This window comes from Streptomyces sp. NPDC017448 (genome assembly GCF_044330565.1).
Classification (GTDB): domain Bacteria; phylum Actinomycetota; class Actinomycetes; order Streptomycetales; family Streptomycetaceae; genus Streptomyces.
This window is the reverse complement of record NZ_JBIRLM010000009.1, coordinates 174020-195998: the sequence shown is the minus strand read 5'-3', so window position 1 is coordinate 195998 and position 21979 is coordinate 174020. Positions and strand designations below refer to the sequence as shown.

Here is a 21979-nt window from a genome sequence, read left to right as displayed (position 1 = left end):
CCGGTCGGAAGATGTGCCAGAGTTGCCACGTCCGGGCTGTGAACACGTACCGTACGGCGGAACAGGCCAGACAGCCGGGAGACCGGGAAGGGGCAGCTGGGTTGACCACGCACGCACCGCAGGCGGCGCAGCCGGTGACGCTGCCGGCCTCGTTGGACGAGGCCGTGGCGGCTCTCCGCGCCATGCCCGCCGCCGTACCGGTCGCCGGGGGCACGGACCTGATGGCAGCCGTCAACAAGGGGCTCCTGCGCCCCTCGGCGCTGGTCGGCCTCGGCCGGATCAGCGAGCTGCGCGGCTGGCACTACCAGGACGGCCACGCCCTCCTGGGCGCCGGGCTCACCCACGCCCGCATGGGCCGCCCCGACTTCGCCGCCCTCATCCCCGCCCTCGCCGCCTCCGCCCGCGCCGCGGGACCGCCCCAGATCCGCAACGCGGGCACGCTCGGCGGCAACATCGTCACCTCCGCGCCCACCGGCGACGCCCTGCCTGTGCTGGCCGCGCTGGAGGCCGAACTCGTCGTCGCGGGCCCCGACGGCGCCCGCCGCGAGATCCCCGTCTCCCACCTGCTGGCAGGCCGCGAGATGCTGGAGCCGGCGGAGCTGATCGGGTTCGTCCGCGTACCGCTGCTGCACGCGCCGCAGGTGTTCCTCAAGGCCACCGGCCGCACCGGCCCCGGCCGTGCCACCGCCTCGGTCGCCATCGTCCTGGACCCGGCCCGGCGCGGGGTGCGCTGCGCCGTCGGCGCGATCGCCCCGATGCCGCTGCGCCCGCTGGAGGCGGAGCGCTGGATCGCCTCGCTGATCGACTGGGACGGTGAGCGCGGGCTGGCCCCCGACGCGCTGGCCGCCTTCGGCGAGTACGTCGCCGCCGCCTGCATCCCGGACCACGCACCACCGGCCGACGGGTCAGAGGCTCCGCCGCTGTCCCCGGCCGTCCTGCACCTGCGGCGCACCGTCGCCGCGCTCGCCCGACGCGCGCTGGGGAGGGCACTGTCGTGAGCAATGAGGAAAACTCCCACCAGCCTGACCAGCACGGTCAGTACGGGTGGCAGGGGCACTCCGAGGGCCCCGACTCCGGGTACGGCGGCTGGGAGCCGACCCCGCAGGGCGACGGCTTCGACGCCGACGCCACCGCGTTCGTGCACCTCCCGCCGGAGGACCTGGCGGACATCCCGCTGGCCGCGCCCGGCCACGGGTACGTGCCGCCGATGATCGTGCCGCTGACCCCGGCCGCCGGTCTCGACCCGGCGGCGACGGGCAGCTGGGTGGTCCAGACCCAGGCGCAGCAGGCCGCGGCCGAGGCCGAGGCCGAGCGGCGCGCCCGGGAGGCCGCCGCCGCCCAGGAGACCGGCGCGGTCCACTGGCCCGACCCCAACCGGCAGAGCGACGTGCCGAGCGGCTACCGGGGCCCGTACGAGAACACCTCGCACGCCACGGCCCAGTGGAACTTCACCGGGGCCCCGGCCGAGCCGCCGACCGCCCCGGCGCCCGAGCACCACGACGCCCTGGACGGGCCGGTGCACCCCGACCACGCGGGCCACGCCGGGCACACCGGGCACACCGGGCACACCGGGCACGTGGACTACGCGGGTCACGCCGACGCCTTCGGAGCAGTGGGGAACACCGAGGACTTCGGGCACGGCGATGATTTCGGGCACGGCGATGATTTCGGGCACGCCGAGGACTTCGGGCACGGTGACGACTTCGGGCAGGCGGGGGGCACGGGCAGCGCAGGCCGTGTCGACCACGCGGACCACGCCGGGCACGTGAACCACGCCGGGCACGTGGACCACGCGGCTGCCGCCGATCACACAGACCACGTCGACCACACAGACCACGTCGACCACGCGGGTCACGTCGACCACGCGGGTCCGTCCGCGCCCGCCGACGCCTTCGGCCACACCGGCCCCCCGGTCCCGTGGGCGGCCCCCGCGGCGGACGGGGAGCTCCCTGAGGCGTCGGGCGCTTACCCGGCCCCGACGCAGACGCCGTCCTGGTACGCGGACAGCGCCCGCCCGGCCACGCTGCCCGGCGGCGCTCCCGCCCCCTGGGCCGACCAGATCCCGGAACCGGCCCCGGAGCCGGAACCCGCTCCGGAACCGGCCCCGGAAGCGGATTCGGCAGCGGATTCGGAAATCGACCCCGTACCCGCCCCCGAGGAGAGGCCGGCCCCGGAACCGGAACCCGCGGCGGACGATCGGGCCGACGCACCGGAGGAGCAGGCGGAACACCCGGCAGGTGCGGCGCAGTCGACGGAGGCGGAGGACGGCTCCGCCGCCGTCCCCGCCGACGCTCCCGGGCCCGAGACCCCCGACACCGCCGCCGACGCGGAGGATTCCGCGGCCGAGACGGAGGCTTCCACCGCCGAGACGGAGGCGCAGGAGGCCGAACCCGACGCCGGGGCCGACGCCGAATCCGACGCGCACGCGGTGCCGGCCGCCACCCCGGACGCGGTCCCGGACACCCCGGAACCGGAACGTGGAACGGCGGCGGAAGCGGTCCTCGCCCAGGCCCCCGCCCCCCTCGACGCGCCCAGCGACCACCCCGCCACCTCCTACGTGCTGCACGTGAACGGCGTGGACCGCCCGGTCAGCGATGCCTGGATCGGCGAGTCCCTGCTGTACGTGCTCCGCGAGCGCCTCGGGCTGGCCGGGGCCAAGGACGGCTGCTCGCAGGGCGAGTGCGGTGCCTGCAACGTCCAGGTCGACGGCCGGCTGGTCGCCTCCTGCCTGGTCCCGGCCGCCACCACCGCGGGCAGCGAGGTGCGGACGGTCGAGGGCCTCGCCGTCGACGGCGAGCCCTCCGACGTCCAGCGCGCCCTGGCCTCCTGCGGGGCCGTCCAGTGCGGCTTCTGCATCCCCGGCATGGCGATGACCGTCCACGACCTCCTGGAGGGCAACCACGCCCCCACGGAGCTGGAGACCCGCCAGGCCCTCTGCGGCAACCTCTGCCGCTGCTCCGGCTACCGGGGCGTGCTCGACGCGGTGGCGGAGGTCGTCGCGGCCCGCGAGGCCGGCGCCGAGGCGGTCGCGGCCGCCCCGGACGAGGCGCGTATCCCGCACCAGGCCGAGCCGGGGGCCGGCGGCGTACGGCAGGGGCCCCGCCCGCACGAGGGAGAGGCGTTGTGAGGCACGCCCGCGGCCCCGCCGTACGACAGCGGCGCCCGCACCACGCGAACCCAGGGCTCACCACCCGTCGCAGCGCCGACGGGGCGAACGACAAGGAGGCGGCGTGAGCGGCGACGCGGCCACCGCGGCCAACGCGACCAGCACCAGCCTGCCCAGGATCGACGCGCTGGCAGGCGCACCGGGCGGGAGCCCCGACCCGGACCAGGGACCGCCCCGGCAGGGCCTCGGGGCGTCCCTGCGGTCGGCGGACACCCGCGCGAAGACCGAGGGCACCTTCCCGTACGCCGCCGACCTCTGGGCCGAGGGCCTGCTCTGGGCGGCCGTGCTGCGCTCCCCGCACCCGCACGCGCGCATCCTGTCGATCGACACCTCGGGGGCCGAGGAGATGCCCGGCGTGCGGGCGGTCGTCACCCACGAGGACGTCCCCGGGGACGGCAACTACGGCCGCCACGTCGTGGACCGCCCGGTGTTCGCCTCCGACCTGGTGCGCCACCACGGTGAGCCGATCGCCGCGGTCGCCGCCGACCACCCGGAGACCGCACGGCTGGCCGCCGCCGCCATCGCCGTACGGTACGAGGTGCTGGAGCCGGTCACCGACCCGGAGAAGGCGTTCGCGGCGGAGCCGCTGCACCCCGACGGCAACCTGATCCGGCACATCCCGCTGCGCTACGGCGACCCGGAGGCGACCGGCGAGGTCGTCGTCGAGGGGCTGTACCGCATCGGCCGCCAGGACCCGGCCCCGATCGGCGCGGAGGCCGGCCTCGCCGTGCCCCGCCCGGACGGCGGCGTGGAGATCTACACCGCCTCCACCGACCCGCACACCGACCGCGACCTGATCGCCGCCTGCTTCGGCCTGGAGCCCGACCGGGTCAAGGTCGTGGTGACCGGGGTGCCCGGCGCGACCGGCGACCGCGAGGACCCGGGCTTCCAGATTCCGCTGGGGCTGCTCGCGCTGCGTACCGGCTGCCCGGTGAAGCTGGCCGCGACCCGCGAGGAGTCCTTCCTCGGCCACACCCACCGCCACCCCACCCTTCTGCGCTACCGCCACCACGCGGACGCCGAGGGCCGGTTGATCAAGGTGGAGGCGCAGATCCTGCTGGACGCGGGCGCGTACGCCGACGCCTCCTCCGAATCCCTGGCCGCTGCCGTGGCGTTCGCGTGCGGCCCGTACGTCGTCCCGCACGCCTTCATCGAGGGCTGGGCGGTCCGGACGAACAACCCGCCGTCGGGCCATGTGCGCGGCGAGGGCGCGATGCAGGTCTGCGCCGCGTACGAGGGCCAGATGGACAAGCTGGCCGCCCGGCTCGGCATCGACCCGGCCGAACTCCGCCTGCGCAACGCGCTGTCCACCGGCGACATCCTGCCCACCGGCCAGACGGTGACCTGCCCCGCCCCGGTGGCCGAACTGCTCAAGGCGGTCCGTGACGAGCCGCTGCCCGCTCTCCCCAAGGACGGCCCGGAGGACGAGTGGCTGCTGCCGGGCGGCCCGGAGGGGGCGGGGGAGCCCGGTGCGGTGCGTCGGGGCGTGGGCTACGGCGTGGGCATGGTCCACATGCTCGGCGCCGAGGGGGCGGACGAGGTCTCCACGGCCACGGTCCGGGTCCACGACGGCGTGGCCACGGTGATCTGCGCGGCGGTCGACACGGGCCAGGGCTTCACCACGCTGGCCCGCCAGATCGTCCAGGAGGTCCTGGGCGTCGAGGAGGTCCACGTGGCCGCGGTCGACACCGACCAGCCGCCCGCCGGTCCGGCGACCCACGGCCGCCACACCTGGGTGTCGGGCGGGGCGGTGGAGCGGGCGGCGAAGATGGTCCGCACCCAGCTGCTCCAGCCGCTGGCCCACAAGTTCGGCATGTCCACGGAGCTGCTCCAGATCGCGGACGGCAAGATCACCTCGTACGACGGCGTGCTGTCCACGACGGTCGCGGAGACGCTGGACGGCAAGGAGCTGTGGGCGACGGCGCAGTGCCGCCCCCACCCCACGGAGCCGCTGGACGAGTCCGGCCAGGGCGACGCGTTCGTCGGCCTCGCGTTCTGCGCGGTACGGGCGGTGGTCGACGTCGACGTCGAACTCGGCTCCGTCCGCGTGGTCGAGATGGCGGTCGCCCAGGACGTCGGCCGCGTCCTGAACCCGGCGCAGTTGGCGATCCGTATCGAGGCGGGCGTCACCCAGGGCATCGGTGCGGCCCTCACGGAGAACCTCCGCACCGCGAAGGGCCTGATCCGCCACCCCGACCTGACCGGTTACGCGCTCCCGACCTCGCTGGACGCCCCGGACATCCGGATCGTGAAGCTGGTCGAGGAACGCGACGTGGTGGCCCCCTTCGGCGCCAAACCGGCTTCCGCCGTCCCCGTCGTCACGTCCCCCGCGGCGGTCGCCGCGGCCGTCCGCTCGGCCACGGGCCGCCCGGTCAACCGGCTCCCGATCAGGCCCCAGGCGGCGGTGGCGGCCCCGAAGGGCTGACGCGGGGAAAGAGGTCCGGACGGCGGTCCCGACGCCCGGCGGGGACCGTCGCCGACGGCGGTGCCGAGGCCGTACCGGGCAAGGGGGGTCGCCGCCGCCCCCGGCTCTCGGATCTCGGCATGAAAACCCTGCTCTCCACCGGACCCCCGATTCGGCGGTCGTGAACCCGGCCGTGCCCTCGGACAGGAAGACGTCGGTCCTGCGCGCGCCACCGGGGCTCCGCCGAATTCGGGTCCGAGGAAAGGCTCAGATCCTTCTCGCCCGCCCTCTGTTCGCCGCCGTACGGTTGCCGCGAAGGCGGTCCGCACGAGGAGACCCGAGGGAGTACGTGACATTCGAGAAAGAATGGGCCGAACTGCGGTCGGCGGCGGCCCGGCGAAATGCTACGCAGATCAATGGGGTACCGGCTGAGGGCGGGGGCGGGGGAGCGGCCGACCTGGTGGTGCACCGGGACGATCTCGGCGCCATCGGGAACGACGCCTACGAGCTCCGTACGAGGCTGTCGAAGGACGGCGACCACGCCCGCCCCGCCACCTTCGACGCGGCGACGGCCCTGACCAACGGCAACTTCGCGAGCGGCGCGGCGGTTCTGAAGGTGCACGACCGCTGGCAGAAGCACCTCAAGACGCTGCTGGATTCCTGTGCGCACATTTCGAACCACCTGGACTACACCAAGGCGCAGCACGCGAAGGACGACGTCAAGATCGGCGGAGATCTGGCGGCGGTCTCCAAGCTGTCGGAATACCTGAAGTAGGGCTCGGGGGAGCGCATGCTGAGTTACGAGGACATCGTCGAGGCCCCGTTGGGGAAGCTGAAGGCGGTGGCCGACGACTGGTCGGAAATGGCGGCGAAGCTGGACAAGCTCGCCGGCGAAGCATCGGACGGCATGAAGGCCAAGGCATACAAGGCGAGCTGGGAAGGCATCAACGCCGGGGTCACGAAGGCGTTCGTCGGCAAGACCGCCAAGGAGTTCGCGGACGCCGCTGCCGAGGCCAAGGGCGTGAAGGCGCTACTCGAAGAGGGGTACGCGGCCTTCAAGAAGGCCAAGGACGACCTCGTCGCCATCCGAGACCACGAAGGGCCGGCGGCCGGCATCCGGGTGGACGGCAGGGGCAAGGTCACGGCCCGTTCTCCGATCTCCGAGAACAGCGCGGCGCGCCACGATCCCGACTTCACCACCCACCTCCAGCAGGAGACGGAGAACATCCGGCTGTGGCAGAAGAGGATCGACCTCATCGTCGACACCTGCAACGACACCGATGCGGCCTTCAAGAACTCCCTCGAGGCCAACGTCACCGACCGCCGGGACTTCAGCGCCCCGAAGTACACCGCGTTCGACCAGGAAGAAGCCGCCCGGGCCGTGGCCCTGGCCGTCAAGGGCCGCGATCTGACGCACGCCGAACTCCAGGCGCTGAACGAACTGCTGCGCGACAACGGGCGGTCGCGGGAGTTCGCGAAGATCTTCTACGAGAAGCTCGGCCCGGAAAAAGCGCTCGCCTTCTTCGGTCAGCTCGCCACGGACACGCACGAGGGCATGAGGGTCGACAAGGAGCGGCTCAGGGACGTCCAGGAACTTCAGGAGAACCTGGGACTGAACCTGGCCACCGCCTCGCGCGACAAGGCGTTCTCGGCGGAGTGGGGCCCGGAGCTGCGCAAAATGGGAACGGAACGCATTTTGCTGAGCAAGCACGACAGCAGTGGGCCGTTCGGGTACCAACTGCTCGGCGGCATCATGCGGTACGGGAGATATGCCCCGTCGTTCCTCCATCCTATCGCCGAGCATGTAGTGCAATTGCGGCAGAAGGATCACGGCTTCTTCTACGGATCGAAGGGCTCTCCCAGCGGGTCGGAGAATCCACTGAACCCCTCGGGGGTGAACGGATCCGGTTACGACCCGGTGAACAGCATGATGGAAGCCCTGGGGCACAGTCCGGAGGCCGCGAAGCAGTTCTTCTCCGCCGAACCCACCGCGTACAACGAGGACGGCACCCCGAAGAAGGGTGACGCTGATCTCGGGAAGGACAAGGAAGGGCAGGAGATCACCAGTTACCTGGACTTCTTCCAGAACGAAGACTACGAGCCGTTCTACGACATCACAGGTCACGGCCGTGACGACATGAAGAAGTCCATGGAGTACATGCCCGATGCGCTGGGAAAGGCGCTGGAGGCGGCGGTCACCGGGCACGCCTGGGACGACCCCTCACCCACGCTCAAGCGCGACGAGGTGACGGCGGGCATCATGAAGAACGTGATCGACACCTACGGGGGAGACTCCGGGCTCAGGGACCGTCACGAGCCGATGAAGGACAGCCTTGCGCGCATGGGCGCCGCCTACATCGACGACTTGAATTACTCGACCTACAACTTCGGCGGCTACGGCGATGAAGCAGGGCGCGAAGAGCTGTTCAAAAAGAGCGGCGACGGAACTAAAAGGACCGATTTCGGAGTGGAGCCGACGCTCAGATTCCTTTCCGGAGTCGCCGCAGGCGACGAGGGCTACCGGACGCTGAGCGGCGCTCAGCAAGTGTACGAGGCCAGCGGACTCCGGTCGTACGGCGACAACAAGGGGGATGCGGTGGCGTTCGGCGGAAACGCGACCAAGGTTCATGGAATTCTCGATGAGTCGCGCAGCATCGGAATCGGCGATGAATTCGCGGAGGATGAGGACGCGAAAAATCTGGCGCTGGAGAAGAGTGCGGAGTGGCGCAAGGCCGGCGTCAGTGGAGCGGTGACCATTGTGGTGGGAGTGGGGTCGGCCGTTGTGCTCGGGCCTGCCGCCGGTGTTGTCTCCACAGTTGCGGTGCCGCTGGTAATGGAGACGGTCGGCAGTGTGGTGAGCACGCAGTACGGCTCTGACACTCTGCAATACCTCAAAGAATCCGAGTACAACAATGACGACCAGGCGCTCACCAGTATCGCTTCGGAGAGTACGCAGGGCAGGCGCAGTGCTGCGGCCGCGATGTTCCACTACGCCGACTCCGCAGGTATGACGAAAGAGGAGAAGCGTGATCTTTTCCGTGATGTTGAGCAGGATTACAACCACGGCGTCACGGCCGCGCGTCAGCCGATGAAGGTCAACTGATGAAGAAGCGATCATTCCCTGCGTTCGCGATGTCCGGTTTCGTGCTGTGCGCGCTGGTGTTGGCCGGGTGCTCGGATGGTTCCGGGGCGGACGAGGGGACGCGTACTTCCGCGAGCCTTCGAGGGTGTGGTCAGTTCCTGGGGGCGGAGAACGTTCGCAGGGCGGTCGGCTCCGTGGACGGAGGCGAGGTGATTGCCACCGTGCGCAATAGTCCGGGGCAGCTGGCTGCGATATTAGATCGTGAGGCTGAGGAGTGGTCGGCTGATGATCTACTGCACAACTCATACAGTGCTTGTCGCATTCAGATCCCAGCCGAGGACGGTGGCGCATTGGTGATCGAGGCGACGGTCCAGTGGTCGGTACTCACCATCGATTCGATGAGCGAGCCGAAGTATGCCAAGAGTTGGCGACAGGTGAATGACCAGGTGTTCGTCGAGCCGGAGGCGGGGCAGCCCAGCATGAAGCTCCTCGTCACGTGCGGTGTCCCTGGCGCCGCACCAGGACAGGAAGCGGGGCTTCCCCTGCAGGCGACGGTTACTGACCCCGGCCTGGCGGTCGAGCAGCGCCAGGCCCTGCTGTCGACGTTCGCGCGCACTTTGGTGGACGAGCTGGCCTGCACCGGAAATCCGGCTGTGCCGGCGCAACTCATCCGCTGACCTCAAGGGTGCCGTCGTGCGGCTCGCCCTGGCCGGCCGGTCCTTCTCCGGGGCGGACAGGGCAGGCGCGGAAACGGAACCGGCCGCCCCCGTGACAGGGGCGGCCGGTGTGCGGTGGAGACCGTGACCGGATTCGAACCGGTGTAACTCGAGTTGCAGTCGAGCCCCTGAGCCTCTCGGGCACACGGTCGGGGGTGGTGCGGTGGGTCCTCGTCTTCCCTGCTGACAACGACGCTACGGGCCCCCGCCCCCTGCCTCAAGGCATCCGGCCCGCCCGCAACGCGACTGCCATGCGCCGTTCACAACCGGGTCCGTCCGGGCGGCCGGCCCGGACCCCTGGGCCGCACCCGGGACCTACGACGAAGGGCCGAGCCCGGGACCGTACATCGACAGGGTTCATACCGGCTGACGCCCCTTACGCTGAGGGCATGACCGCCCTCGAACCCCGTGACGGCACCGACGCCGCCCACCTCGCGCCGCCCGCGACCGACGCCCCTTCCCCCGACCCGCTGTCCGACCTCCCCCGCGAAGCCGTCGAAGGGGTCCTCGGACGCACCTACCGGGCGCTGAGCATCGGCATCGTCTCCGTGGTGTTCCTCATCGCGTTCGAGGCCACGGCGGTCGGCACGGCCATGCCGGTCGCCGCCCGGGAGCTGAACGGGATCCCGCTCTACGCGTTCGCCTTCTCCGCGTACTTCACCACCAGCCTCTTCGCCATGGTCCTCTCCGGGCAGTGGGCCGACCGGCGCGGGCCGCTCCAGCCGCTCGCCACCGGCATCACCGCGTTCGGCGCGGGCCTGCTGCTCTCCGGGGCCGCCACCGGGATGTGGACCTTCATCGCGGGCCGGGCCGTCCAGGGACTCGGCGGCGGGCTGGTGATCGTCGCCCTGTACGTGGTCATCGGACGGGCCTACCCCGAGCACATCCGGCCCGCCATCCTGGCCGCCTTCGCCGCGAGCTGGGTGATCCCCTCCGTCGTCGGCCCGCTCGCCGCCGGCACGGTGACCGAGCAGCTCGGTTGGCGCTGGGTCTTCGTCGGCATCCCCGCCCTCATCGTGATACCGCTCGCCCTCGCCCTCCCGGCGATCCGGCGCACGGCCTCCGGGCCCGCCGACCCGGCCGCCGCCGCGGAGCCGTACGACCGCCGCCGCATCCGCCTCGCGCTGGGGATCTCGGCCGGGGCGGGGCTGCTCCAGTACGCCGGACAGGAGCTGGACTGGTTCGCCCTCCTGCCCGCCGCCGCGGGCGCCGCCCTGCTCGTGCCCGCCGTCCGCGGGCTGCTGCCCACCGGCACCGTGCGGGCCGCGCGCGGGCTGCCCTCGGTGGTCCTGCTGCGCGGGGTCGCCGCCGGATCGTTCATCGCCGCCGAGTCCTTCGTGCCGCTGATGCTGGTCACCCAGCGCGGACTGTCCCCCACGATGGCCGGGCTGTCGCTGGCCGTGGGCGGGGCGACCTGGGCGCTCGGATCGTTCGTCCAGTCCCGGCCGCGCACGGAGCCCCACCGGGAGCGGCTGATGGTGGTCGGCATGCTGCTCGTCGCCGCCTCCATCGCCGCCGCGCCCTCCGTGCTGATCGACGGCGTCCCGGTCTGGACCGTCGCCGTCGCCTGGGCCTTCGGCTGCTTCGGGATGGGCATCGTGATCGCCTCCACCAGCGTGCTGCTGCTCAAACTGTCGGCCCCCGAGGAGGCGGGCTCCAACTCCGCCGCCCTCCAGATATCCGACGGCCTCTCCAACGTCCTGCTGCTGGCCATCGGCGGCGCGGCCTTCGCGGCCCTCGGCGGCAAGGCCCTCGGCGCCGCGGCCCACGGGGCCGTGGAGGCCACCGCCACCGCCTCGCACCCCGGCGCCTTCGCGGCGGTGTTCCTGCCGATGGCGGGGGTGGCGCTGGTGGGGGCGTGGGTGGCCACGCGGGTCGTCGTACGGGAGAGGTAGCGGTACCAGGGCGGCCCGGGGGGCCTGTTCCGTTGGGGGAGGGCGCTCCTCCAGTCCCTGGCGGTCCACCGCCCCCTCTTCGACGGCAACAAAAGGACGGCGTGGCTCTCGTGCGTCACGTTCCCGGCCGTGAACGGCGTCGGTCCGCGCCCCGACACCGATGCCGCGGAACGCCTGGTGATCAGTGTCGCGACGGGGGGAGACGGACGAGATCGAGGCGGTCTCCCAGGGGCTGCGGGACCTGGTCGCCGACGCGATGTGAGCACGGTCTCGTCGGGCGTCGTCACGACTCGTTCGTACCGGGTTTCCACCGGGCCCCCGGTAGGGTGGCCCGGTTGTCGTATCGCAGGCCGGGCCCGATCGGGCCGGGCCGGTGCGGACAGCGCCCCACGCACCCGAGAGCCCCGAACCGGAGACCGTGACTACTACCACCGCCTCCCACCACCTCTCACCCGCCTTTCCCGGCCGCGCCCCCTGGGGCACCGCCGGCAAGCTGCGAGCCTGGCAGCAGGGCGCCATGGAGAGGTACGTCCAGGAGCAGCCGCGCGACTTCCTCGCCGTCGCGACGCCCGGAGCCGGCAAGACCACGTTCGCGCTGACCCTGGCGTCGTGGCTGCTGCACCACCATGTCGTACAGCAGATCACCGTCGTCGCCCCGACCGAGCACCTCAAGAAGCAGTGGGCGGAGGCGGCCGCGCGGATAGGGATCAAGCTCGACCCCGAGTACAGCGCCGGTCCGCTGAGCAAGGAGTACCACGGGGTCGCCGTGACGTACGCGGGTGTCGGCGTCCGTCCGATGCTCCACCGCAACCGCTGCGAGCAGCGCAAGACGCTCGTGATCCTCGACGAGATCCACCACGCCGGCGACTCGAAGTCCTGGGGCGAGGCGTGCCAGGAGGCGTTCGACCCGGCGACCCGGCGGCTCGCGCTGACCGGTACGCCGTTCCGCTCGGACACCAACCCGATTCCGTTCGTCCAGTACGAGGAGGGCAACGACGGCATCCGCCGCTCCTCCGCCGACTACACCTACGGCTACGGCAACGCGCTCGCGGACGGCGTCGTGCGCCCGGTCATCTTCCTCAGCTACAGCGGCAACATGCGCTGGCGCACGAAGGCCGGGGACGAGATCGCCGCCCGGCTCGGCGAGCCGATGACCAAGGACGCCATCGGCCAGGCGTGGCGTACCGCGCTCGCCCCCACCGGCGAGTGGATCCCCAACGTGCTCGCCGCCGCCGACAAGCGGCTCACCGAGGTCCGCAAGGGCATTCCCGACGCGGGCGGCCTCGTCATCGCGACCGACCAGGACTCGGCCCGCGCGTACGCCAAGATCCTCAAGAAGGTCACCGGCGAGACGCCGACCGTGGTCCTCTCCGACGAGAAGGCCGCCTCCAAGAAGATCGACCGGTTCAGCGCCGACGAATCGCGCTGGATGGTCGCGGTGCGGATGGTGTCCGAAGGCGTCGACGTGCCGCGGCTCGCCGTCGGCGTGTACGCCACCACCATCTCGACGCCGCTCTTCTTCGCCCAGGCCGTCGGCCGCTTCGTACGCTCCCGCCGGCGCGGCGAGACGGCTTCCGTCTTCCTGCCGACCATTCCGATGCTCCTCGACTTCGCCAACGAGATGGAGGTCGAGCGCGACCACGTCCTCGACAGGCCGAAGAAGGGCGGTGACGAGGAGAACCCGTTCTCCGAGGAGGACAAGCTCCTCGCCGACGCCGAGAGGCTGGAGGACGAGGAGACCGAGGACCAACTGCCCTTCGAGGCGCTGGAGTCCGACGCCGTCTTCGACCGGGTGCTGTACGACGGCGCCGAGTTCGGCATGCAGGCCCACCCCGGCTCCGAGGAGGAGCAGGACTACCTCGGCATCCCCGGGCTGCTGGAGCCGGACCAGGTGCAGCTCCTGCTCCAGAAGCGGCAGAGCCGGCAGATCGCGCACAGCCGCCAGAAGCCGGCCGAGGAGGCCGACCTCCTGGAGAAGCCCGCCGAGGCCCGGCCCGTGGTCACGCACAAGCAGCTGCTGAGCCTGCGCAAGCAGCTCAACACGATGGTCTCCGCCTACACCCACCAGAGCGGCAAGCCGCACGGCGTGATCCACAACGAACTGCGCCGCGTCTGCGGCGGCCCGCCGAGCGCGGAGGCCACGGCCCACCAGATCCAGACGCGCATCGCGAAGGTCCAGGAGTGGGCCACGCGCATGAAGTGAGCGGGAGGACGGGCCCGGGGCGGAAGAGGGCGGGAAGCGTATGCGTATGCGTACGCGTCCCGCCCTCCTCCTCGTTCTCGTCGTGTCCGTCAACCGTTCGCGGGTTCGGGAACCCGGGCGGGCAGCGCGGCCTCGTCCGCACAGCCGAGTTGCCCGGCCAGGCCCCGGGCGAGGTCGTTGCGACGTTCCCGGGCGGTGTCTCCGAGGACGGCCGTCTGCCAGGAAGCTACCGAGGGGGCGCGGCCCGAGGCGGCCCGGAGCGGAGTGCGGTGGCCGGTCCGGCGGGGGCGGGAGGGGGGGCAGGGTAAAGAATCATGGGGCGGTTGTTCACGGAACGTTAACGGTTGTTCACCTCTGCGTGCTGCCCTTCGCGCCGGGGTCGTGACACGTGGACGCGCGTAGATGTTCGTTTACCGGACGACACCGCGCTGACCGGCCCTTATGCGTCGGCCGTTTCGGGGTCCTGATTCCGGAGACCGGATTCTGGACGAGGACTTCCGCTGAGCGGACTGGCTCGCTACTGTCCCCGCCATATGAACGCCCCGTGGCAACGCCGCCGCGGAGCGCAGCCGGTGCCTTGCCAGGCCGGCGGCCTCTCCGTGCGTCGCCGCTGGGACCGGCGTCGCAACCTCCGGAGCCGGGCCGCCGTCGCTCACCCCGAAGAGGAGAGGGCGTCGTGACAGCGGAGACTTCCCAGACGCTCGACCGAGGACTGCGCGTCCTCAAGCTGCTCGCCGACACCGACCACGGGCTGACCGTCACCGAGTTGTCCAACAAGCTCGGCGTCAACCGGACCGTCGTCTACCGGCTGCTCGCCACCCTGGAGCAGCACGCCCTGGTGCGCCGCGACCTGGGCGGCCGCGCCCGGGTCGGTCTCGGTGTGCTGCGGCTCGGCCGACAGGTGCACCCGCTCGTCCGGGAAGCGGCGCTTCCCGCCCTGCGCTCCCTGGCCGAGGACATCGGGGCCACCGCCCACCTCACGCTCGTCGACGGCAGCGACGCCCTCGCGGTCGCCGTCGTCGAGCCCACCTGGACCGACTACCACGTCGCCTACCGGGCCGGCTTCCGCCACCCGCTGGACCGGGGCGCGGCGGGCCGGGCCATTCTGTCCGCCCGGCAGGCGGCGGACGCCGACCACCCCGGCTACACCCTCACCCACGGCGAGCTCGAAGCCGGCGCCAGCGGGGCGGCCGCGCCCCTGGTCGGGGTCTCCGGCGTGGAGGGGAGCGTCGGCGTCGTCATGCTCGCCGACGCCGTCCCGGAACGGGTCGGACCCCGAGTGCTCGACGCCGCCAGGGAAGTCGCGGACGCGCTGCGGTAGCCGTACGCCCCCCCGGCGCCGCCCCGGCATACATCCCCGGGGAGCCCGGCGCGCACGCCGGGCTCCCCGGCGGACGTACGCCGCGGAATCCGGCGTGCGCGCCGGGGCGAGGAGCGGGACCGCGTACGCCTGGCGCGTTCCCGCTCCGGCTCGGCGGTTAGATTGGGGGCGTGCTCTCTCGTCTCTCGCGTCCCCGCTTCCTCGCCCTCTGCGCGCTGCCGGTCCTCGCCCTGTTCGGTACGGCGGCCTTCGCGCCGCTGCCGTTCACCGTGGCGCGGCCCGGGGTGACCGCGGACGTGCTCGGCGAGAACGACGGGCGGCCGGTGATCACCATCACCGGTGCGGAGACCCGGCCCACCGACGGCCAGCTGAGGATGACGACGATCCTCGCCACCGGGCCGAAGGCGGACGTCCGCGTCGGTGACGTGTTCGACGCGTGGTTCCGGACCGATCTGGCGGTCATGCCGCGCGACTCCGTCTACCCCACCGGCGGATCGGAGAAGGAGATCGAGAAGCACAACCTCGACGACATGAAGCAGTCGCAGAACGTCGCCGTCGACGCCGCCCTGAACTACCTGGACCGCGAACCCGGTTCGATGCGGGTGGCAGTGGACCTCGGCGACATCGGCGGCCCGAGCGCCGGGCTCTTCCTCTCGCTCGGCATCATCGACAAGCTCGACGGCGACGGGTCCGGCGGCGGCCTCACCGGCGGCCGCACCATCGCCGGTACGGGGACGATCACGGCGGACGGCAAGGTCGGCGCGGTCGGCGGCGTGTCCATGAAGGCCCAGGGCGCCCACCGCGACGGGGCGAGCGTCTTCCTCGTCCCCGAGGCCGAATGCTCCCAGGCGGAGGCCGAGGCGCCGGACGGGCTGCGGGTCGTCCCCGTCAACACGCTGGGGGACGCAGTCGGCTCGCTGAAGGCCCTCCGGTCGGGCGGGAAGGTGCCGCACTGCTGAGCTGCGGCGGCACGGCGGTCGCGCCGGGTACGGCGGTCGCCTCCCCTTCCGCGGCCCTGCCGGGGCCCGCGGCCGCTCCGGGCGGCACGGACGGCCGCTCGCCCTCCGCCTCCCCTCCCTTCTCCGCCTGCGGCACGTCGTCCAGCGTGCGCCACGACGGGAACACCAGCGGGCTCAGCGTGGCCAGGAAGTAGACCCCGCCCATCGCCAGCAGCGCCCGCTCCACCCCCGCGCCCTCCACGAGCAGCCCCGCCGCGAGTCCGCCCAGCGGCATCGCGAACTCGCAGCCCGCCGTCAGCGTCCCCGACACCCGGCTGCGCAATCGGTCCGGCACGCGTTCGTAGATCACCGTCGTCAGGATCGGGTTCAGCACCCCGCCCGCCACCCCGCCGAGCAGCATCGTCACCGCCAGCGGAAGCGTCGTGCCGGTCACCGCGGCGACCAGGAACCTCGGCGCACCGCACAGGAGCACGCACACCGTGAACACCGCGCGGCGCGAGAAGCGGTGCCCCACCGCCCCGTACACCAGGGCCCCCACCAGGCCGCCCGCCCCGAACAGCGCGGTGAGCAGGCCGATGGCGGTCGCGCCGCCCAGCTCCGCGTCGGCGTGCACGGGGAGCAGGACGGCGTTCCAGCCCTGGTCGACGCCGTTCATGAACATCACCATGGCCACGACCGCCAGCAGCAGCCGGTGGCCCAGCACATGGGCGTATCCCTCGCGGAGCTGCGAGCCGTAGGCGCGCAGCGAGACCGGGGCCTCGGACGCACGCGGCTCGGCCGCGCGCACCCCTCGTACCCCGGCGGCGATGAGCAGGGCCGACAGCCCGAAGGTCGTCGCGTCCAGCAGCAGGGCCGTCTCCGCGCCGGCGAAGGCGATGAGGACGCCTGCCAGGGCCGCGCCGACCATCCGGGCCCCGCGCGAGACCGCGTCGAAGAGGCCGGCGGCCCGGGGGAGCGTGGTCCCGGCGTGCTCGGCCAGGTCCGGGATCAGCACGTAGCGCGCGGTGTTGCCCGGAGTGTGGGCGAACCCGTTGAGCGCCATCAGCGTGCACAGCATCCAGAAGTCGAGGGCCCCGGCCAGGTGCAGCAGCGGGATCGCCGCGATGGCGGTCGCGCAGACGGCGTCGGACGCGACGGCCGTGCGCCGTCGGCCGATCCGGTCGATGACCGGGCCGCCGATCAGCGCGGCGACGACGATCGGCAGAGTGGCGCAGAACGCCACGACCCCGGCCCGGCCCGCACTGCCGGTGGTCTCCAGGACGAACCAGGGGACACCGATCAGGGTCAGCGAAGTCCCCGCGGTGGAAACAGCGTTGGCGGCCAGGGTGGCGGCCAGCGGGATGCGGCGGTTCCTCATGGTCCCTCTCCCCCCGAGGCGGTGGTCACGCCGGGCGGAAGGCGGTGGCGCGCGGGACGACCGTGTCGCGGCCCTGGGCCGTCAGCCGCAGGCCCACCTCGACCAGGACCCAGCCGAGCCGGGCGCGCAGGCTGGCGCGGGGGAGGCGGAACTCTGCCGCCCTGCAGTGGAGTTCGGCCGAATCGATCGTGTGCAGGAGGTGGTGGACGTCGGCGTGCATAACGGTTTTCCCTTCGAACGGAGGAGAGGGGGGCGGGCGACCGGCTCATGCAGAGCGGCGCGGGAAGAGGTGCAGGTGGGTACGGACGACCGCCGAGCCCTCGGCGCCCTCGGGGACGGCGTCCCGGTAGCTCTCCACCAGTTCGTGGACCTTGCGGGACAGCTCCAGGGCCAGCTCGGGGGTGAGGCGGATCTTGAAGTCGCTCATGTCCCAGCTGCGTTGCCATTCCTCCGGCCAGTCGTCCACGGTGCCCAGCCAGGTGTTCAGCTCCTCGGCGTGGGAGGTGGCCGTCTCGTGCAGGACGAAGTCGATGGCCCCGCGCACCTCCGGGTCGGCGTGGCGCCGGAAGTCGGCGCTTTCGAGCATCGAGCCGTCGTGGACCGAACGCCACCAGCGCTCTCGACCCTTGCCCAACTCCGGGGCGTCCTCGACCAGTCCGGCCTCCGCCAGTCGGCGCAGGTGGTAACTGGTCGCTCCGCTGGACTCGCCCAGCCGCTCGCCGAGCTTGGAGGCGGTGGCCGGGCCGAACTCGCGCAGCGTGTTCAGCAGTCGGAGCCGCAGGGGGTGCGCGACCGCGCGTAGCGTGCGGGCGTCCACGCTGTGGACCCTGTGGCCGGTGCCGGTACGGCGGGAGGGCCGGGGGGCGTTCTCGTTCTCGGGCATGCTGCGACAGTAGAGTTGCAAAGGAAGCTTTGCAAGCTTTTTTGCAACGGGTCCTTTGCAACTTTCCCGCCGCTCACCCCGTCTCGATGAACCCCTTCTCCACCAGCCACTCCTTCGCCACCTCGTGCGGGTCCTCGCCGTCCACGTCCACGCGGGCGTTGAGCGTCTGCGCGACCTCGGTCGTCAGCGCGCGGGCGAGCGGCGCCAGCAGCTCGGCGATCACCGGGTACTTCTCGAAGGTCGCCTCGTGGACGACCGGGGAGGCGTTGTAGTTGGGGAAGAAGTTCCTGTCGTCCTCCAGCACGTCGAGGTCCATCGCCTTGATGCGGCCGTCGGTGGTGAACACCTCGCCCAGCAGGCAGGAGCTGGACCGGGAGACCTGCGTGTAGATGATCCCGGCGTCCATCTTCCGGATGCCGCCCGCCGGGATGCTCATCCCGTACTTCTTCTCCATGCCCGGAAGCCCGTCGTCGCGGGAGGCGAACTCGTTCTCCACGCAGATCGTCACCGCCCCAGGGTCCCTCTTCGCCAGCGCCGCCACGTCCGAGAGGGTCTTCAGCCCGTACCTGGCGTTGTTCTTCTTGCTGATGGCCAGAGCGTAGGTGTTGTCCAGCGGGGCGGGGGGCAGCCAGATCACCCCGTTGCCCTCGTCCTCGTCCCGTACCGCCTCGTACTGTTTCCCCGGGTCGACGATCGGGTCCGCGTGGCCCAGGAAGGTGATCCAGCCGGTGCCGGTGTAGTCCCACTGCGCGTCGGCGTCGCCGTTGATGATGGCCTCGCGGGCACTGATCGAGCCGGGGAGGTTGGTGCGGTCGAGGACCTCCGCCCCGGCCGCCTTGAAGACCAGGCCGGTCATCTGGCCCAGGATGATGTTCTCGCTGAAGTTCTTCGAGGTCACGGTCAGGGTCGCGCCCTTGAGCGGTTCGCCCTGCCCGACCGGCCCCGGCGACACGTCGTCCACCATCGGGGAGCCGCTCTTGAGCCCGCACCCGCCCAGGAGCAGGGCGAAGGAGAGGACCGCGGCGCCGAGGGCCCCGCGCCGGGTTCCCGCCCGGCCCCCGCGCTCGGCCCCGCGCCGGGTTCCCACCGGCCCCCCGCGCCCCGCCCCGCGCCGCCCCCCGCGCCCGGTCCGGATCGGACCCCCGTACCGGGTTCCCGCCCGGCCCCCGCGCCCGAAACCGTACGCCGCCCTCACCGCTCCTCCAACCCGCGCGGGGTCAGCGCCAGTTCGGCCAGCGAGGCCAGCCAGTCCACCAGCAGCGCCAGCACCACCGTCAGCACCGAGCCGATGACCAGCACCGGCATCCGCTGCGTCTGGATGCCCGAGGTGATCAGGTCGCCGAGACCGCCGCCCCCGCCGAAGGTGGCCAGCGTCGCCGTACCGACGTTCAGCACGAGCGCCGTCCGTACGCCCGCCAGGATCAGCGGCACCGCGAGCGGCAGCTCCACCCGCAGCAGCACGCCCCGGCCGGACAGCCCCATCCCGCGCGCCGCCTCGATCATGTTCGGCTCGATCGCCCGCAGCCCCGCCACCGTGTTGGAGAGCACCGGCAGCACCGCGTAGACCACGATGCCGATGATCGCCGTACGCGGGCCGACGCCCAGCCAGATCACCAGCAGCGCCAGCAGCCCGATCGCCGGGGTCGCCTGCCCGATGTTGGCCAGCGCGGTGAAGACGGGGGCCGCCCTTCGCAGCCGCCGCCGGGTCAGGGCGATGCCCAGGGGGATCGCGATGACCAGCACCCAGAACGTGGAGACCGCCGTCAGCCGCACGTGCTGCCACCAGCGCAGCTGCACATTGCCGCCGGTCAGCGAGTTCTCCGCGATCGAGTCCAGGTGGACATTGGTGATCCACACGTAGGTGACCGCCAGGACGGCCACCAGCACCGTCGGCAGGACCACCAGCTTCCGCCGGGTGATCCGGCGCGCCGGGGCGGCCGGGGCGGGGGAGGGGCTGCCCTCCTCGTCGTGGAACGCGTGGCCCTCGACGTCGTGTTCGCCCGGCGGCCGGGTGGGGGGCGGCTCCTTCCCGGAGCGGGCCCGGTGGCTGGGGCTCATGTTCCGCCGCCACCCCCCTCCAGCTCCTGCTCCGTCCGGTGGGCGTGCTCCTCCTCCAGCTCGTGCCGGTGCTCCATCGCGGTCAGCCGGTCGGCCTCCAGCAGCTCCTGCACGTTGTCCATCAGCGTCTTCATGTCGACGACCCCGATGAACTCGCCGCGCCGCCCGGTCACCGCCACCCGGCCCCCGCTGTCCGTCAGCACCGCCTCCAGCGCGTCGTGCAGCGTGGCGTCCCGGGTCACCGTGTCGTGCACCAGCTGCCCGGCCCGTGCCGGCGAACCGCGCGCCCGCATCAGGTCGCCGCGCCGCAGCCACTTGTACGGGCGGTTGCGGCGGTCCAGCATCAGCAGCTCGTTGTGCGGGCCGTCGCGCAGCTTGTCGAAGACCGTCTGGAGCGGGTCCTCGACCGTCACCGTCGGGAAGTCCGCGATCCCCACGTCCCGTACCCGGGTCAGGTTCAGCCGCTTGAGGGCCGCGCCCGCCCCGACGAACCCGGAGACGAAGTCGTCCGCCGGGTTGGTCAGGATCGCCTCGGGGGTGTCGAACTGCGCGATGTGCGACCGCTCCCGCAGCACCGCGATCCGATCGCCCAGCTTGATCGCCTCGTCGAAGTCGTGGGTGACGAAGACGATCGTCTTGTGCAGCTCGTGCTGGAGCCGGATCAGCTCGTCCTGGAGGTGGTCGCGGGTGATCGGGTCGACCGCGCCGAACGGCTCGTCCATCAGGAGGACGGGAGGGTCGGCGGCCAGTGCCCGCGCCACGCCCACCCGCTGCTGCTGGCCCCCGGAGAGCTGGCGCGGATAGCGGCCGTGGAACTCGCGCGGGTCCAGGCCCACCAGGTCGAGCATCTCCTCCACCCGGTCCTTCACGCGGGACTTGGACCAGCCCACCATCTTCGGGACCAGCGCGATGTTGTCGGCGACCGTCATGTGCGGGAAGAGGCCGGAGGACTGGATCGCGTACCCGATCTTGCGGCGCAGCTTCACCGGGTCGATGTCGGTGACGTCCTCGTCGCCGATCCGGATGCGGCCCGACGTCGGCTCGATCAGCCGGTTGATCATCTTCAGGGTGGTGGACTTCCCGCAGCCGGACGGGCCGACGAAGACCACCGTCTCGCCCGCCCTGATCTCCATCGACACGTCCTCGACGGCCGGGTTCGGGTTGCCCGGGTAGCTCTTGGTGAGGTTCTCCAGCTGGATGGCGGCCCCGGAGGCGGCGGCGGCCCCCTCCGCCGGAGCGGACGCGGTCCCGGTCTCAGCCACGGATCCCCCTCGGGATGGTCAGCCGTCCCAGCAGGACGTACGCGGCGTCGAAGAGCAGGGCGAGGACGACGATGCCGAGCGTCCCCGCGAGGACCTGGTTGATCGCGTTGGCGCTGCCCAGGGAGGCGATCCCCCGGAAGATCTCGTTGCCGAGGCCGGGTCCGGAGGCGTACGCGGCGATGGCGGCGATCCCCATCAGCATCTGCGTGGAGACCCGGATGCCGGTCAGGATCGGCGGCCAGGCGAGCGGCAGCTCCACCCGGCACAGCCGCGCCGTCCGCGACATCCCGATGCCCGTCGCCGCGTCCACCAGCGACGGATCGACGCCCCGCAGCCCGACGATGGAGTTCCGGACGACCGGCAGCAGCCCGTACAGCGTCAGGGTGATCACCGTCGGCGCGACGCCGAGGCCCACCAGCGGGATCAGCAGGCCGATCGCGGCGAGGGAGGGGATGGTGAGGACCGTCGCCGTGGAGGTGATCGCCAGAGAGCCGCCCCAGCCGCTGCGGTAGCTCGCCACCCCGATGGCCACACCCAGCACGGTGGCGATGACCATGCACTGGAAGACCGCGCTGACGTGCTGGAACGCGTCCGTGAGGAGCTGCTGGTGGCGGGTGTCCAGGTACTCCCAGAAGCTCACACGGCGCTCCTTCGGGTCGGGCGGGCCTCCCGA

The 21979-nt window shown here is 72.1% G+C and carries 17 protein-coding genes, 1 tRNA gene and 1 pseudogene; 11 read left to right on the top strand and 8 right to left on the bottom strand.

Annotated elements, in window-relative coordinates:
* Positions 1-101: 101 nt before the first annotated feature.
* The 6 genes from ACH4K1_RS17635 to ACH4K1_RS17610 all read left to right on the top strand — a co-directional run bounded on the left by ACH4K1_RS17635 (position 102) and on the right by ACH4K1_RS17610 (position 9329).
* Positions 102-998 carry a xanthine dehydrogenase family protein subunit M gene (locus tag ACH4K1_RS17635; RefSeq protein WP_073766548.1) on the top strand — a complete coding sequence of 299 codons (897 nt, stop codon included), beginning with the start codon at positions 102-104 and terminating at the stop codon, positions 996-998.
* On the top strand, positions 995-3127 hold the full coding sequence (locus tag ACH4K1_RS17630; protein ID WP_398090201.1) for a 2Fe-2S iron-sulfur cluster-binding protein: 2133 nt from the start codon (positions 995-997) through the stop codon (positions 3125-3127). The genes ACH4K1_RS17635 and ACH4K1_RS17630 overlap by 4 nt, the downstream gene beginning before the upstream one ends.
* Positions 3128-3230: 103 nt before the next feature.
* A complete protein-coding gene (locus ACH4K1_RS17625) occupies positions 3231-5591 on the top strand; it encodes a xanthine dehydrogenase family protein molybdopterin-binding subunit (protein ID WP_398090200.1) in 2361 nt (786 codons plus the stop codon).
* Between the two features lie 328 nt (positions 5592-5919).
* On the top strand, positions 5920-6345 hold the full coding sequence (locus tag ACH4K1_RS17620) for a hypothetical protein (protein ID WP_398090199.1): 426 nt from the start codon (positions 5920-5922) through the stop codon (positions 6343-6345).
* A gap of 15 nt (positions 6346-6360) precedes the next feature.
* Positions 6361-8673 carry a hypothetical protein gene (locus ACH4K1_RS17615; protein ID WP_398090198.1) on the top strand — a complete coding sequence of 771 codons (2313 nt, stop codon included), beginning with the start codon at positions 6361-6363 and terminating at the stop codon, positions 8671-8673.
* Entirely contained in the window at positions 8673-9329 is a 657-nt protein-coding gene (locus tag ACH4K1_RS17610) for a hypothetical protein (protein ID WP_228991633.1), read from the top strand. Before ACH4K1_RS17615 ends, ACH4K1_RS17610 begins: the two co-directional genes overlap by 1 nt.
* 115 nt (positions 9330-9444) lie before the next feature.
* Here the strand turns inward: ACH4K1_RS17610 and ACH4K1_RS17605 are convergent.
* Positions 9445-9519 (bottom strand) — tRNA-Cys (locus tag ACH4K1_RS17605).
* Positions 9520-9757: 238 nt separating this feature from the next.
* On the opposite strand from ACH4K1_RS17605, the gene ACH4K1_RS17600 reads away from it, so the two are divergent.
* From ACH4K1_RS17600 to ACH4K1_RS17580, 5 genes and pseudogenes are all read left to right on the top strand, one after another.
* Positions 9758-11263: an MFS transporter gene (locus tag ACH4K1_RS17600; RefSeq protein ID WP_398090197.1), complete on the top strand. Its 1506-nt coding sequence runs from the start codon at positions 9758-9760 to the stop codon at positions 11261-11263.
* Positions 11264-11305: 42 nt separating this feature from the next.
* Positions 11306-11525: pseudogene (locus ACH4K1_RS17595) on the top strand (type II toxin-antitoxin system death-on-curing family toxin); the annotation flags it as partial.
* A gap of 156 nt (positions 11526-11681) precedes the next feature.
* Positions 11682-13466 carry a DEAD/DEAH box helicase gene (locus tag ACH4K1_RS17590; protein WP_228991629.1) on the top strand — a complete coding sequence of 595 codons (1785 nt, stop codon included), beginning with the start codon at positions 11682-11684 and terminating at the stop codon, positions 13464-13466.
* Positions 13467-14142: 676 nt separating this feature from the next.
* Positions 14143-14787, top strand: a complete 645-nt coding sequence (locus tag ACH4K1_RS17585) for a helix-turn-helix domain-containing protein (RefSeq protein ID WP_308187645.1) — start codon at positions 14143-14145, stop codon at positions 14785-14787.
* Between the two features lie 170 nt (positions 14788-14957).
* Complete coding sequence (locus ACH4K1_RS17580; RefSeq protein ID WP_398090196.1) at positions 14958-15746, top strand: S16 family serine protease; 789 nt, start codon at positions 14958-14960, stop codon at positions 15744-15746.
* Here the strand turns inward: ACH4K1_RS17580 and ACH4K1_RS17575 are convergent.
* The 7 genes from ACH4K1_RS17575 to ACH4K1_RS17545 form a co-directional block, all read right to left on the bottom strand.
* On the bottom strand, positions 15676-17103 hold the full coding sequence (locus ACH4K1_RS17575; RefSeq protein ID WP_398090195.1) for an MFS transporter: 1428 nt from the start codon (positions 17101-17103) through the stop codon (positions 15676-15678). The genes ACH4K1_RS17580 and ACH4K1_RS17575 overlap by 71 nt on opposite strands.
* A gap of 25 nt (positions 17104-17128) precedes the next feature.
* Positions 17129-17323 carry a hypothetical protein gene (locus ACH4K1_RS17570; protein WP_398090194.1) on the bottom strand — a complete coding sequence of 65 codons (195 nt, stop codon included), beginning with the start codon at positions 17321-17323 and terminating at the stop codon, positions 17129-17131.
* A gap of 45 nt (positions 17324-17368) precedes the next feature.
* Positions 17369-17986 (bottom strand): helix-turn-helix domain-containing protein, encoded by a 618-nt coding sequence (locus tag ACH4K1_RS17565; RefSeq protein WP_398090193.1) that lies wholly within the window; start codon positions 17984-17986, stop codon positions 17369-17371.
* A 73-nt stretch (positions 17987-18059) separates the two neighbouring features.
* Positions 18060-18950, bottom strand: coding sequence for a glycine betaine ABC transporter substrate-binding protein (locus ACH4K1_RS17560; RefSeq protein ID WP_398090262.1), 891 nt, complete (start codon positions 18948-18950; stop codon positions 18060-18062).
* 227 nt (positions 18951-19177) lie between these two features.
* Positions 19178-20044: an ABC transporter permease gene (locus ACH4K1_RS17555; RefSeq protein WP_398090192.1), complete on the bottom strand. Its 867-nt coding sequence runs from the start codon at positions 20042-20044 to the stop codon at positions 19178-19180.
* Positions 20041-21306, bottom strand: a complete 1266-nt coding sequence (locus ACH4K1_RS17550; RefSeq protein WP_398090191.1) for a betaine/proline/choline family ABC transporter ATP-binding protein — start codon at positions 21304-21306, stop codon at positions 20041-20043. Before ACH4K1_RS17550 ends, ACH4K1_RS17555 begins: the two co-directional genes overlap by 4 nt.
* Positions 21299-21946: an ABC transporter permease gene (locus ACH4K1_RS17545; RefSeq protein WP_398090190.1), complete on the bottom strand. Its 648-nt coding sequence runs from the start codon at positions 21944-21946 to the stop codon at positions 21299-21301. The genes ACH4K1_RS17550 and ACH4K1_RS17545 overlap by 8 nt, the downstream gene beginning before the upstream one ends.
* Positions 21947-21979: the final 33 nt, after the last annotated feature.